11 protein-coding genes and 1 pseudogene are annotated in these 14,933 nt (G+C 37.7%); 2 read left to right on the top strand and 10 right to left on the bottom strand.

What is annotated here, in order from left to right; translation table 11 throughout:
- Nucleotides 1–138: 138 nt before the first annotated feature.
- Both NON16_RS07760 and NON16_RS07755 read right to left on the bottom strand, forming a co-directional pair.
- Nucleotides 139–1,020 (bottom strand): LysR family transcriptional regulator, encoded by an 882-nt coding sequence (locus NON16_RS07760; protein ID WP_257348260.1) that lies wholly within the window; start codon nucleotides 1,018–1,020, stop codon nucleotides 139–141.
- A gap of 58 nt (nucleotides 1,021–1,078) precedes the next feature.
- Nucleotides 1,079–1,477 (bottom strand): annotated as a pseudogene (locus NON16_RS07755) (GNAT family N-acetyltransferase).
- Between the two features lie 1,189 nt (nucleotides 1,478–2,666).
- On the opposite strand from NON16_RS07755, the gene NON16_RS07750 reads away from it, so the two are divergent.
- Both NON16_RS07750 and NON16_RS07745 read left to right on the top strand, forming a co-directional pair.
- Nucleotides 2,667–4,094 (top strand): aldehyde dehydrogenase family protein, encoded by a 1,428-nt coding sequence (locus NON16_RS07750; protein ID WP_257348259.1) that lies wholly within the window; start codon nucleotides 2,667–2,669, stop codon nucleotides 4,092–4,094.
- A 509-nt stretch (nucleotides 4,095–4,603) separates the two neighbouring features.
- On the top strand, nucleotides 4,604–4,918 hold the full coding sequence (locus NON16_RS07745) for a hypothetical protein (protein ID WP_257348258.1): 315 nt from the start codon (nucleotides 4,604–4,606) through the stop codon (nucleotides 4,916–4,918).
- Between the two features lie 386 nt (nucleotides 4,919–5,304).
- On the opposite strand, the gene NON16_RS07740 is transcribed toward NON16_RS07745, so the two are convergent.
- From NON16_RS07740 to NON16_RS07705, 8 genes are all read right to left on the bottom strand, one after another.
- The gene (locus tag NON16_RS07740) at nucleotides 5,305–6,759 is read right to left on the bottom strand and encodes a glycoside hydrolase family 32 protein (RefSeq protein ID WP_257348256.1); all 1,455 of its coding nucleotides are present in this window, start codon (nucleotides 6,757–6,759) and stop codon (nucleotides 5,305–5,307) included.
- 73 nt (nucleotides 6,760–6,832) lie between these two features.
- Complete coding sequence (locus NON16_RS07735; protein WP_257348255.1) at nucleotides 6,833–7,675, bottom strand: carbohydrate ABC transporter permease; 843 nt, start codon at nucleotides 7,673–7,675, stop codon at nucleotides 6,833–6,835.
- Complete coding sequence (locus tag NON16_RS07730) at nucleotides 7,675–8,553, bottom strand: carbohydrate ABC transporter permease (protein WP_257348253.1); 879 nt, start codon at nucleotides 8,551–8,553, stop codon at nucleotides 7,675–7,677. Before NON16_RS07730 ends, NON16_RS07735 begins: the two co-directional genes overlap by 1 nt.
- 62 nt (nucleotides 8,554–8,615) lie before the next feature.
- Nucleotides 8,616–9,899, bottom strand: a complete 1,284-nt coding sequence (locus NON16_RS07725) for an ABC transporter substrate-binding protein (protein WP_257348252.1) — start codon at nucleotides 9,897–9,899, stop codon at nucleotides 8,616–8,618.
- Nucleotides 9,900–10,128: 229 nt separating this feature from the next.
- Nucleotides 10,129–11,100, bottom strand: a complete 972-nt coding sequence (locus tag NON16_RS07720) for a LacI family DNA-binding transcriptional regulator (protein WP_257348251.1) — start codon at nucleotides 11,098–11,100, stop codon at nucleotides 10,129–10,131.
- Between the two features lie 470 nt (nucleotides 11,101–11,570).
- Entirely contained in the window at nucleotides 11,571–12,716 is a 1,146-nt protein-coding gene (locus tag NON16_RS07715; protein WP_257348250.1) for an aminotransferase, read from the bottom strand.
- Nucleotides 12,717–12,730: 14 nt separating this feature from the next.
- Nucleotides 12,731–13,843, bottom strand: a complete 1,113-nt coding sequence (locus tag NON16_RS07710) for a mandelate racemase/muconate lactonizing enzyme family protein (protein WP_257348249.1) — start codon at nucleotides 13,841–13,843, stop codon at nucleotides 12,731–12,733.
- A 104-nt stretch (nucleotides 13,844–13,947) separates the two neighbouring features.
- The gene (locus NON16_RS07705) at nucleotides 13,948–14,919 is read right to left on the bottom strand and encodes a threonine ammonia-lyase (RefSeq protein WP_257348247.1); all 972 of its coding nucleotides are present in this window, start codon (nucleotides 14,917–14,919) and stop codon (nucleotides 13,948–13,950) included.
- Nucleotides 14,920–14,933 lie beyond the last annotated feature (14 nt).

Genomic DNA, 14,933 nt, shown 5'->3' with positions numbered 1-14,933 from the left:
TATATTTTCTGAATTTATTCTATAATACATATTAAAATAAGTAAAATTAATAATTTTTAGTAATATTAATAAAATATTTTTATTAAAAATCCAAATAGAAAGGGAACCCCCTGTTTCCGGAATCCCCCTTTACTTTGTTCACTCCAAGCTTTTTATGTAATTAATAAACTTCTCCACAATCGTGAATTGCAATGACGCTTCTCTATACAACATCCACGTATTCCTTTTAATGGCTTGGCCATTTTTTCGAATTAAATCTATCCCATATAGATCATCACTAGGGCTCACAAAACTTCTCGGAATAATGGCGTATCCCAACCCATTTTTCACCATCTCTTTACAAGTCTCATAGCTGTCAACTTGCATGGTTATCAGAGGTGACTCATTAAATCTCTCATGCCACCAATCATCAATGGTTTGACTCAACGATGAGTAACTATAACTTCCTGTTCTTTTTGAAATTTTGAAGTTGATTCTCGGTTGCTTGGGCAAACTGTCCAAATTGATTTCCTCTTTAGAGATGATGCATATGTTCTCTTCATTAATCAGATATCTCTGGTCGTACCAATGATAATCTCCTTTGACAATCCCGACATGTATATCCTCCTGGAGCAGTAATTCAAAGATTTCAGCACTCCACCCAGAGTCAACGTTAATCTGCACTTTAGGGTACGTACCAATAAAATTTTTTATAATAGGAGGGAGTTTATAAAGTCCGTAATAACTGGAAACTCCTATTCTTAGGTTACCTTCTACTTCATTTCTCATGTTAACGACATAATCTTTTGCTTTTCTCAAATCTACGAGTACTTTTTGCGAGTAAGTAACCAAGTACTCACCTTCTTGAGTAAGCTTTATACCTTTTCCATTTTTCGTAATAATGGGCACTCCGAATTTTTTCTCGATTTGTCGAAGTCGATAGGTTAAAGCTGGCTGTGTAATGTAAAGGCGTTCTGCTGCTTTGGTTATATTTTGTTCTTCCGATATGTATTGCAGCATCATGCAGTCCTTTTCGTCCACAAAACCCCTCCTAGTTACTTAAATTTTCATGGGAATTCAACAAGAACACAACATTTATTTAGCTTTTTATGCTATATATTTCAACAGGTTTGTCCCATTTAAATATTTCCTTTTCAAATTGCATTCCGACCTTTTCGGCTACTCGTTTAGAAGCTACATTGTTTTTATCAAATAGAGAAATTAATCGATTGTAACCTAGTTGATTGAAGCCATATTCTTTACATGCGTTAGCTGCTTCCGAAGCCAAACCACATTGACCTACAAACTGATTATTTTCCTTTAATTCTGCAATTCATAAGCCGATGCCACACTTCTTATAGTTTTCATTAGTCCATTGAATACAACTAAGATTTTGTTCCCGATTTTTTGTCGATGGGTAATATCTCATAGCTTCTGAGTCTGAGAAAATTTTCAATAAATTGTCAATGTCTGATTCCATCATTAACCGTAAAAACATTCTTTTAGTTTCAAGTATTTGCATTTTTCTTCAAGCCTTTTCCCATGTTTTTTAACCTTGTTTATCACGGGCTATTATCTTTCTTTGGTTATCATATTCTATCTTATGTTTTTCAGCAATCCTTCTTTCACTAACCTCCCTCTAAGTCTTATTCATACAGATAGGTAAGGGTTTGACGTTATCTCTCCCTTTTCCCCTGTTTGCACCGTATGTGCAACTTTCATTGGTACTGTGCCACCACTTTCACCAATACAAAGATAAGTTATACAGTAGTTATTCTCACTACTGCTTTCCTTAGCACCGATTCAAAGGAAGTAAGTCCTCCACGTTATCAGTTTACAACGTTGAATTATATCTATTATAGAATGAACTTAGGTACTTCTTGTTAGCCGTTCATATGCCTGTAACACATTATGGATTTTCATAATTGTGAGTCTTACTCATCCACTGCTAACCTCACATTAGGTGATATACACATTTCTATGTATTGCCAGTCTAGACCCGTACATCCAGAAGTTCGTCAGCTTAACCTTTTACTTTAGGTTCTTTAAGCATTCTCACCATATTCATTCAACTCAAGCATCATGATTTACACCACCCCCTCTGGTAGGCTTTCGTCAGCCGAACTGATATGGTAAATTTTTACGCCTTTTTGCCGAGCTTATAACACGATCATTCTTACTAAATCAAGTGCTACTCGACGCAGAGAGAGCCCTTCAAGTCGTTACTCTATCATTTGACTCTTCAATATAATCCTTCAATTCCTGAAAGAATTGTCTAACTTTTATCTGGGTAATGTGACCATCCCCAAGTTAGGTTAGAAACGTTTCGCACCATAATCTGGCCCTTTTCTGAAATGAGCAGTAGGAAATGTCCGAAATTTTCAAGGGGGATGGTTTCCAGCCTTTGTCCTTTTTTACACGTATCTTGGAGGTACCCCTTCTTACATTTTCACCAGTTCCTGGTTTGCAAGAGGATGATTGAAGGGACATCAAAAAATTCATCAGTTATTCGCTAAATGAAAAACTAAATCCGTGTTTCCCCTACTAGTAGGTTAACTTTTACATATAACGGAAAATGTCTATAGAATTTTCTGGCGGGAATTAAGCATTAATGTAGATTCAATAGATAAATACAACTATACTTTTTCTTAAGTACCCAATCAATCTGACAAAGGAGCGATTAACACATGAGATCTCATTTAAAGCATTTTATTAATGGTGAATGGGTTGCATCAACAGGCAGCGAAACAATTAATGTCATTAACCCTGCTACAGAAGAAGTTATTGGCCAAATCAGTAACGGTACGGAAGAAGATTTAGATAAAGCTGTTGCTGCAGCACGAGCAGCTTTTCCTTCTTTTTCACAAACCTCAAAGCAAGAACGTATTGATTTATTAAACCGTATTGCTGATGAATACGAGAAACGTAAAGACGATATCGTAGAAATGATTACACAAGAATTGGGCGCACCTCTAAAAATGAGTTATAAAATGCACTACAATATGGGCCTCTCACACTTTCGCCAAGCGGCTAAGGAATTGGAAACCTTCGAATTCTCCGAAAGAAGAGGATCAACATTAATTCGTAAAGAAGCAATCGGCGTGAGCGGATTGATCACACCGTGGAACTTCCCCACAAATCAGACATCAACGAAGCTTGCAAGTGCATTCGCAGCTGGCAGCACAGTCATTCTGAAACCATCTGAACTTACACCGTATGCCGCAATCATTTTAGCAGAAGTATTCGAAGCTGCTGGACTACCGAAAGGTGTATTCAATCTCGTAAACGGTTCTGGGGAAATTGTCGGAAATGGGATTAGCTCTCACCCTGACATCGACTTTGTTTCCTTTACAGGCTCTGGAGCGGTCGGTCAGAAGATTAGTGAAAATGCTGCCAAAACCGTAAAAAGAGTTGCATTAGAACTCGGTGGGAAATCTCCGCTCATCGTTCTCGATGATTATGATGTAAAGAAAGCGGCGAAAATGGCCGTTGCCAATGTCTTAACCAACTCAGGGCAAGTTTGTACGGCTGCGACACGTACGTTAATTCCTAAGTCTAAGAAAGATGAGTTTGTTAAAGCCGTTAAAGAAGTTCTTCCACAATTTCCTGTCGGAGACCCTAGGGATGAAAAAACATATTATGGACCTCTCGTGTCTGAAAAACAATATGATCGTGTTCAGGAATATATAAAGAAAGGTCAGTCAGAAGGAGCAACACTCGTTGCGGGCGGGACCGGTAAACCTGAAGGATTAGAGAAAGGATATTACGTGAAACCAACCGTCTTCGCAGACGTAAAAAATGACATGATCATTGCTCAAGAAGAAATCTTCGGTCCAGTCATGTCCATTCTCACGTATGAAAACCTTGATGAAGCCATTGAGATTGCGAACGATACCATTTATGGATTAGCAGGTTACGTCATCGGGGAAGATGAAGTCACTGTAGATAGGGTTGCTTCTTCAATTCGTGCAGGACGTATAACCGTAAATCAGGCACCGGCTGATTTCTCTGCGCCATTTGGCGGCTACAAGCAATCTGGTTTCGGACGAGAATGGGGTGACTACGGAATCGAAGAGTATTTAGAAATTAAAGCCGTTGTCGGTATGCCTTCATAATGTTATCACGATAGGTCCCCTCTTCAACCAATTAGGATAATGGGGGATAGTGTCAGGAAAATTTTCTTGACGTTGTAAATCCGTATTTTCCTGACGGCTACCCTCTACCCCTTTTTGTAAAACTGAAGATATTTATTATTCAAATGGGCACGTTTCTCTAAGAGCGTGTCTTTTTTACTTTTGTACCAGAAATAACAGAAGGGGATTTTAGGAAGAATATCGAAGTTGGAAATAGGATGAATAAAAAATTTAAGGAAGTGAGAAAAGTGTGGATGGAGATGATAAACAAAATTTCCTCCAGTATACGTTTTGAACCACGAAGATGATAGTAGAAATAGAGTTGCAACATCTTTGAAAGAATTTATTGAAGGTTGTTTAAGTGGATCAATTAGTATATAAATCTTTTTTATGAGAGTGAAACAAAAAAAGTGTGAATTTCGTCTTATTATAGGATGGGGTTCTTTATAACTCTATACTAAACCATTTAATAAATACGAGGAGTAGCTTCAATGAAAAAATGTTTTGCCTTGATACCGATTTTGCTCATCATAGCTCTTATGGCAGGCTGCCAGAATCATACAACAGCAACAGATATAGCGAAAACACACTCTCATTCTAGCCAAAAGAAAGACTCTGACAAAAAATCAAAACCGAACATGACACAAGAAGAGAAAAATCAAAAAGAACAACTGTTAGCACAAGCTGAGGTTAATGCAAACGAAGTATCTTTGGATCAATTAAAGAAAGATACATTTAAATGGAAACAAGAGGTGGAACCCATTGTCGGGCCTACAGACACAATTATTTTTCGCTTTTGGCAGTGATATTGAAGACTGGAAGTAGTATTCAAGTGATAAGTATGCCTTTTTGAAAAGTCAGGGCTTTGATTATTATGCCAATGTGGACGCATCAAAAACTTCCTGGTCCCAATTAGGGCCAGATTACTTCCGACAAGCCCGTATTAATGTGGATGGCTTACGTATGCGGGGAGCGTTAACCGGAAAAAAATGATGTATTAGAACAATTTTTTGATGTTGAACATGTTTTTGACTCCTCACGGCCAACAGGAAGTTAATTTCTTTCCTTTAAAAAAAGGGAGGGAAATGCAGTCACTTTTTTCAAATAAAAGTAACATATCACCCTCCCCACCCTTTTATCTCATTGTTTAAAACAACCATTAGTTTAATTCTTACTGTGGGCCCTGCTTATTCTATTTAACAGGAGTCGACATGTGGCTATTGCTAACTTTAACTTTTCCATTTACTGCAAATATTGAAATGTTTTCACATGCTTTATCTGGGTAGATTAAACTTGTTATTGCATATTCCCCTTCATTTACAAATAGTTCTATGGAAGAAGAATCAATAACCATATGTAGTTGTATGTTGTTGACATTGTCCATTTTCACTGCTTGTATATTTGAAAAGTTTTCCGAAAAATCAATTATCCCAGAGCTTTTACGATCTAAGATCACCACATTCTCAGTTGAATCAAACGTTATTCTCGTAAAATGTTCTTCAGTATGGTGGAGGATGATGCCAAATTTTGTTGCATCAATCCTTTCAACATTTAAGACCCAATCCAAATAAGATTTATTAATCTTAACTTCTTTTAATCCATCTCCACTCCCGATTACATCGTTAATGTCTTCCTTATTAGAAAAATAGGAATCTAGTTCCTTTACTGGTTTTTGAATGACTTTATATACCTCTCCATTTTTCCGCAGGGATAGTTCCCTTGGCAGTGTCATTTGACCTCGCCATCCTTCTGTTGGAACTTGATTTGCATATCGCCAGTTACTCATCCACCCCAAGTAAATGCGTCTCCCATCTTTTTCAGGAATATCAGAAAAGCTGACTCCAGCATAATTATCTTTTCCAAAGTCCAACCAGTCATTTGATTCATCACCTGCCGTAAATTGAGAACCATCAAAGCTCCCAATAAAGTACTGCGTCCGGGAACCTGCGTCAAATTGAGGGTTATCTCCAATGCTTACAAATAAAACCCATTTTGTTTCTTCACTGTTTTCTACCTTTAATTGAAATAAATCTGGGCATTCCCACACGCCATCATGAACACCAATATGATCTCCGAACTCGCTTTCAAACTCCCAATCTATTAGATTCTGTGAAGAATAAATCGAAATGGTTTGACCTGTAGCTAATACCATAACCCATTTATTGGTTCCCTTGTGCCAGAACACTTTAGGATCTCTAAAGTCGATTTTGCTTTCATGTTCAAGTACAGGATTTCCTTGATACTTACTCCAAGTCCTGCCATTGTCGTGACTATAAGCTAAACTCTGTGATTGTTTCGGTGGTATTTTCTCACTGCCTTCTAACTGTTGGGTAAAGATTGACACTATACCTGGCTTATCTGGGAAAAGACCAGTAGAATTATGCCAGTCGACAACTGCACTTCCGGAAAAAATGGTGCCATGTTCATCTGGGTATAACGCGATATCCAGTTCCGACCATTTGATCATGTCTTTACTGACAGCATGTCCCCAATGCATAGGTCCCCATATACTGTCGTAGGGATTATATTGGTAAAAAAGGTGATATTCACCTTCAAAATATACTAAGCCATTCGGATCGTTCATCCAATTTTTTTTAGGTGCAAAGTGTAAATGTGGTTTGTATTTTTGTAAAAAATTGATTGTCATTTTAGTGATCCTCCATTTGTATATCAATCATATCCTGTATGACTTTTTTGTTACTTCTAATTTCAAAGTATCTTTATTTAATCCCTGTTCCAGACCCGCCAAGTCCCTGGAGTAAATACTTTTGCGCCACGATATAGACGATGATTAATGGTATCGTGGATATCGTAAGAATCGCCATTACCTGATTCGTATAAACAGGAGGGGTTGTATTTATGTTCGTAATAGCTACTTGAAGAGGAAACTTTTCTGAATCTGTCAACACCATTAAAGGCCACAAGTAGTCATTCCAACTTAAGATAAATGATAATGTCCCAACCGTCGCAATAGCAGGTTTGGACATTGGTAATATGATTTTCCAAAATATAGTCCAGTAATTGGCGCCATCTAGTTTAACAGACTCAATGATTTCATCTGGTATGGCTTTAAAAAAGTTTCTAAATAGATAAATGAAGAACATATTTGCAATCATCGGTAATATTACTGCTAACCTTGTGTTCAATATTCCTAAATCATGCGCAACCGTAAATTGAGTAATAATTAATGTTTCTGCCGGCACAATCAACAACGCTATTAATAGTCCAAACAGCACCTTTTTTCCAATAAAATCAAATTTAGAAAAGGCATATCCCGCCATGGCATTAACAACAATAGACCCTAATGTGACCACTATTGCATAGGTAACACTATTGAATATATATTGAAAAACATCAAACCTGGAAAATAACTCTTGATAGGTTTGAAACCATTCAGAAGGAACGATGGATGGAAGCAGGGATTGGATACTGCCCATATCAACAGGGATATTTGCTTCAGGTTTCATCGAGGAGGCTACCATCCATATCAAAGGGAAGATAAAAATACATGCTAATAAAATCAAAAATGTATATTCTACTACTTTTTTAAATTTTCTACTCATTATGAATCATCCTCCCTTGATACTTTGCTTTGTATGAATGTCACAATCCCAATCAGTATTCCAAAAACAACTGTCATAGCACTTGCGTAACCAATCAGCCGATCTGAAAATCCAGTTTGGTAGATATAGTAAACAGGAGTCATTGTAGAATTCATTGGTCCACCTTGCGTCATGACCATTGGCTGTATAATCAATTTAAAAGCAGCAATCAGTGTTGTAATCATAATTAAAATGGATGTAGGTTTTAATAATGGCAATGTAATATGAATAAAATTTTGCCATTTGTTTGCGCCATCCATTTTACTAGCCTCATACACACTGGAAGGTATGTTTTGAAGTCCAGCCAGAAATATTAACATCTGATACCCTGCACCTTGCCAAGCGGACACAAAAACAATGGTATAAATCGCTTGATCGGGACTTGTCAAGAACGGCTGTGGATTTATTCCAACTCGCTCTAAGATGACGTTGATTAATCCTTCTGATGGATTCAGCAGGTATAACCAAAGAACAGAAATAACGACTAAAGATAGAACTACTGGAGCGAAAAAGGCTACTTTGAAAAACAAATTTCCTCTTCTTTGTTTATTAATCAATAAAGCCAACCCAAGAGCTGAGCCTATTTGTACAGGGATCACACATACAACAAATAGGGCAACATTCTTTAAACTTTGTAAAAAGATTGGATCTTTAATAATGGCAATAAAATTTTCCAAGCCAACAAATTGTCTATTATCCGGCGTTAATAAATAATAGTCTGTGAATGCATAATAAATGGCCATCAAGACAGGTAAAAGCAAAAAAAGTCCTAAAAGTATCAAGGCCGGTGATAAAAATGAGTACGCTGCTATGCTCTCCCTTACATTTATATTCTTCATCCGTGAAAACTCCTTTTAAAAGAATCCGACTTGGAAATGCTCCAAGCCGGATTACCCGTCTTTTATTTTAAAGCTTTATCCATTTGTGCAGCCTTTTGATCTAGTAATTTTTGTATATCATTATTTTTTTCGTAATATGTTACATTGCTGATCGTTTGTTGAAAAGTCCTGCTAACTTGAGGGTATTCAGGTAAAACTGGTCTGGCATGCCCTGTTTTAGTGTTTTGCTTAATTAGAACATTCATTTGAGGGGAAACCTTATCTTTTACTTCTTCTACTACTGAATAAGCTGCAGGAAGTACAGAGTTTGCTAAAGTGATTTCCGTAAGAGATTCTGTGGATGTCATAAAATCAATCAATGCACCAGCTGCTTCCTTCTTGTCCGTTGTAGCCGACATTGCATATTGCCATGATCCTGACGGTGAAACTAGCTTATTTGTATCAGGGGAGGTTGGGTACGGCATAATTCCATATTCCACATCTGGATAGCTGCTCTCCATTTCTGCAATGGTCCATGAACCAGTAAATTTCATTGGGTATTTACCAGTTTGAAATGCCTTTTCAACGGGGGTCTTCGTGGTATACCCTTTTTCGACCATATCTTGAATGAAATTCATTGTTTTTACGCTGTCCTCATCATTGAAAACCCCTGTTGCTTTGGTCCCATCTTCATTGACTATGTTACCTCCCTGAGACCATAAAAAAGGTGAGAACGCATACATTAACCATTCACTTTTATCATTCAAGCCCATGTCTATCGCAGGTACATCATAGGTATTAACTAATGTCTCACATAACTCCATAAATTGGTTCCAATCCCATGGGTCATCAACTGTTGGTAAAGTAGACAAGTCAATACCTGCATCTTTTAACATTTGTTTGTTATAAAAGACACCTACACCAGATTCTGAATATCCAACTGCATACAATTTCCCATCATATGTCCCTTGTTGGATAATACTAGGCAATAAATCATCTTTATTGCTTATATAATCATCGATTGGTGCTATCATTCCTGATTCCGCGTACGCCGCAGTGTTAGGTCCATCCAAAGTAAAGACATCTGGTAACGTATCGGTTGTCAATGCAGCGTTAATCTTATCCTCATATCCGCCGCCACTACCACTTCTTGGAATAAACTCAATGTTTGCTGAGTACTTTCCTTCATATTCTTGATTAAATCGGTCTATAATTTTTTGCATAGCTTTACCTTCTGCAGTTTCTTTAGAAGTATGAACCCATAGCGACACTTCATTTTTATTATCACTGGATGCTTTCTCCCCGCTACAAGCTGTAGTTATCATGACCAAGAAAGAACAAACAATTAAAATCATAAACTTTTTCATTTTACCTTTCTCCTCCTTTATAAGTGAATAGTTCTCAAAATTCCCCTGAAAAGATAACAATACAACCAGTAATGAATCCCGCTTCCCACTTGCAGGTATACTTCTTATTGGTTATGTAACTGCTTACGAAAAATCATATATCAACCGGTTTTATATGTCAACCGGTTGACATATAATTTCAAAAAATTTTGATTTTTTATATTTGTGTAAAATTGCTGTGAATTATTACCTAATCCCCAGTGGTCTCACCTTCAATTAATTTTCCAGGTAGTATGGTTTCTAGTTGAATATCATCATCTTTATCATCCATTTGTTTCACTAGGAGTTCAATCGCTTTTTCTGCAATTTCTTTTATGGGTTGCTGCACAGTACTTAACTCAGGTAATAATAACCGAGTGGTCTCTGTACCATCATACCCTACTACTTTTAGATCTGTCGGAATGTTGATATTCCTATCTTTAGCTTCTCTCATTACACGTGAAGCAATTAAATCATCACTTGCAAAAATACCTTCCACTTGTGGGTTTTCTTCGAATAGTTGTTTTATTATTGTAAAGTGATCATCTATTTCATATGTAAGAGGAGTTAATTGATTCGCCCTCATTACATCCTCATAAGCTTTTCTTCTCAAATTTGCTGGAGTCTCTAAAGAGATCGGTCCATTAATGTGAATGATATTTTTACAGCCTTTATCAATTAGCAATTGTGTAGCTTGTTTTCCTCCAAGGTAATTGTCGCTAGAAACCACAGGAATTTTATTAGATAAATAGCGATCAACCCCTACAACTGGTAAATTGGGTATCTCATATTCTTCAATGCCTTTATTATGAGCACCTGCTATTATTCCATCTACCTGATTTCTTTGAAGCATTTTTAAATAATTTTTCTCTTTATCCTCTCGCCCTTGACTATTACATAACAACACCTTGTACCCTTGAGACGCAGCAATATTTTCTAAATGAAAAATAAGCTGCCCATAAAATGGATTACTTGTCGTTGGAAAAATAAGACCAATTAAAAACGTTTTTTTTATGAACAGTGATCGAGCAACTTCATTTGGAAAGTAATTTAATTGCTCCATGGCTTTATGAACTTTTTTTCTCGTCTTTTCACCTATATACCCACGGTTGTTTAAAACCCTTGAAACAGTTGTTGGTGAAACACCAGCAACTTTGGCAACGTCCTCAATTTTCGGTTTCACAATAAAGCTCCTCCTACAGTTCATTAACTACAATGTATATACACCAAAAATCAATATTCCAAAAATTCATCGATAATAATCTTACCATATTTTATAATTGAAGTGGAAAGCATTATCCCTACAAGATCTTTAAAAAATAATGGGTCGATAAATAGCGTATTAAAAAAGTAAGACGCGACGTGGCCACATAAAGAATAAAGAAAACTTGGCAAAGTCAAGCCTTTGGCACCGGCTGAGCCTTAGTTGCGCTTATACTATAGAAAGTATTTTTATACTTTCTTAACGTGCAAAAAAAGTGCCTTATTCAAAGTATCCATTGACTAAGGCACCTTATTTGAATTCACCAAGCGTTCTTATAACATCTTTTCCTGTATTTGGAGCGTTCATTGCTCAATAGGATACAAATTCACTAACCAATAAAAGGTTTTTCCATTTCCATTTACAGTTGGCTTGATAGTATGATCCCTTATTTAAACGAGTTTCAGCCGTTCAGATACTAATTCCTCAATATATTCAGATACTTTCGCTAGACCTTCTATTAACACTTGAGAATCACATGCATAGCCAATTCTTACTGTTCCCTCTAGATCGAAGCAAATGCCAGGAGCTAAAAAGGCGCCATTCTTTTTAAATAATCCTAAACAAAATTCCTCTGATGTTATATCAAAATCATAGTTTAAAATCGCGGTCGTTCCGGCTTGGGGTTTTACATAACTGATAGCTTGTTCTTGTTCGACCCAGTCATCAAGAATTTTAGCGTTTTTTCTAATGATTTCAAGGTTCCGCTCCATGATTTTGTCGTAGTTCTTTAATGCGTGCACAGCCAAAATATCATCGATCATTCCGCAGCTAATTGTTGTATAATCACGATGCTTTATGCATTCCGCAATTACTTCTTTCGGTCCGACGATCCATCCTAATCTCAATCCGGCTAGAGAAAGTGCCTTTGACATACTGCCAGTGCTGATCCCTTTTTCGTAAAGGTCAGCCATTGAAGGGACAAACTGATCCGGGTCTTGAACAAGCCCTCTATATACCTCATCACATAAAACATAAGCATCGGCGGAGTTTGCGATATCGGCGATTTTTCGCAAAAAGTCCTCCCCCATTAATGCTCCTGAAGGATTATTCGGATTATTAATGATAATTAATTTCGTTTTGTCGGTGACGAGAGATGTCAACTCCTCTAAATCAGGCAGGTAACCGTTTTCCGGCTTTAACTTTAGAAGTTTAACTTCAGCGCCAAACGACTCTGGAACTGAATATAGCTGTTGGTATGTCGGTTGAACACAGATTACTTCATCACCGGGTTTGATAAGGGAATACAATACTAGAAAATTTGCCCCTATTGCTCCATTCATTTCCAACACATTTTCCGGTGACATGTTCTTATAAAGCTTCGCAACTTGTTCTTTAAAGTCAGGTGAACCTTCAATATGTCCATAAGTTAGTTTTTTGTTAAGGAGTGATCTTAAAAATTGCTCAGGATCATCCCCGTTGATCGAGACTAACTCATTTACCGTTAACGAATCTACACACGTTTCCGCCATGTTATAAATTGCATCGTGCTCATAGGCGTTCATCCATTCTTCAATCGCAAAGTGTTTGATTTCCATATAAATTCCCCTTCCTATACATTTTCTATTAAACAATAATTGTTCGTAAATTCTTTAATAAGTGATTCATCTACCTCTACACCTAAACCTGCTGTCTCTTCAACCTCTAAAACGTAATTAGCGTAACGAGTGGATCCTATATCTTTTGAAAACATAAGAGGCCCGACCATCTCATTCGACTGAATGATCGATCTTGATATGGAAAGATGAGCGCCAGCCATCGTAGCAATCGCAGACTCTACCATTGACCCGACCTGACATGGCATCCCAGCTGCTTCTGCTATGTTCGCCAATGCTAAGGCTGGGTATATGCCTCCACTTTTCATAATCTTGATATTAAGTAGGTCTGCTGCACGTATTTGTATGACTTTTAACAAATCATGGCTGTTATGCACTCCTTCATCGACCATGATTTTCACTTTGGAAGCGGCCCTGATTTCTTGTAAAGAGAGCAAATCACCCGCTTCAACCGGTTGTTCATACCATTCTACCAAACAATCTTTCGTGTTTTCGATCACGATTAGTGCATCGGTTCGACTCCAACCTTGATTCGCATCCACCCTCAGTCTTACACTATCTGAAATAGCCTCCCGGACTGCTTTAATCCGTTTGATATCTTCGAATGGATCGCTTCCGACCTTTATTTTAATATTCTCGCAACCTGCTTCAACAGCCACGTTGGCATCATCCGCCATTTCTCCTGGTGTTTTCATACTGATGACACGCGGTACATTTAGTCTGGAATGGGATTTGCCGCCGATTAATTGATAAATAGGCTGACGTGATTCCTTCCCCATCAGGTCGTACAAAGCAATGTCAATGGCTGCTTTAGCGGATGGAGCACCAAAGATTTTTTCATTCATTTTTTTATGAATGAGATCAATCGAAAAAGGACTTTCGTTAATGATTAAAGGAGATAATTCATGTTGAATCACTTGAAATGTAGATTCCCATGTTTCCCCTGTAACATGTTGGTCAGGAACTGCTTCACCCCAACCGACTAAACCATTGTCCGTTACTACTTTCGTTACTATTGTTGGCATGTCCTCATAATGATCATAGGCGATGACAAAAGGTTCATTTAACGGTAACCGAATTGCAAATACTTCCACCTTGATAATTTTCATCAGCCAATTCTCCTTATAAATCACTTTCGTTTAAATAAGGCTAACTTTAACGTCTTCCATTTTCAATCGTTTTTCTATCTGATCCTTCGTAATAATCGCTGTTTTCATGCCTCACATGCACTCGCGATCTCCGTTAGTTTCGTAATATCCACATTACTGCCGGTAATTAGAGTCAAAACCTTCTTCCCTTTCAGTTCAGGTATCAATCCACCACGAAGGGCAGCAACACCAACCATCCCTGATCCTTCAATCATATAATGATGTTCTTTTGCCATCCAATGCATCGCCTGGGCCACGCTTTCTTCTTCCACCAATACGAAATCATCGACAATTTGCATTGCAAGGTCTAAATTGCCTTGTGTAATCCCACCATGTAGTCCCTCGGCAAGTGAATCCTTGTATTCAACAGGGACAAGTTCCCCAGCTTTAAAAGAGTAATACCATGGAGGTGATGCATGAGTTTGGACACCTATAACCTTTATATCCGGATTGATAGCCTTTGCAACAAGGGCGACACCACATAATAATCCTCCACCTCCTGCCGGTACAACCACCGCATCAAAATCAGGTTCTTCCAAAAAGGCTTCCAAAGCTGATGTACCTTGGCCTGCGATAATGTCATCATCTTCAAACGCGTTTACGAAGACACGTCCGGTTTCTTCTGCCAATTGGTATGCGTATTCTTCTGCTTCATCATAATTTGCTCCATAAACAATAAGCTCGGCACCGTTTCTTACAATACCTTGCTTTTTCGTTTCCGGAGTGGTCTCAGGGACAACAATCTTTGCTGAAACATCTTTCAAAGAGGAAGCATAGGCAAGTCCTTGAGCATGGTTTCCAGCGGATGCAGTAATAACACCCTTTTGTAGTTGATCTTCAGTTAAGGAGTCAAGTTTGTTTAATGCACCCCTGACTTTGAAAGATCCGGTCTTTTGTAAGCTCTCCAATTTAAACCAAACTTCAGAATCGACTTCTCCTGATAAGATGGTTGAGTGAATAAGAGGGGTTTCATTGATTCTTCCTTTTAATCTTCTTTTCGCTTTTAAAACATCCTGAAAGGTTACGTTTAGCTGCATGTGGATCTCTCCTT

The sequence above is a fragment of the Pseudalkalibacillus decolorationis genome (genome assembly GCF_024609785.1).
Lineage (GTDB): Bacteria > Bacillota > Bacilli > Bacillales > Fictibacillaceae > Pseudalkalibacillus > Pseudalkalibacillus decolorationis.
The sequence above is the reverse complement of the archived record's forward strand: the minus strand, read 5'-3'. Positions and strand labels throughout refer to the sequence as shown.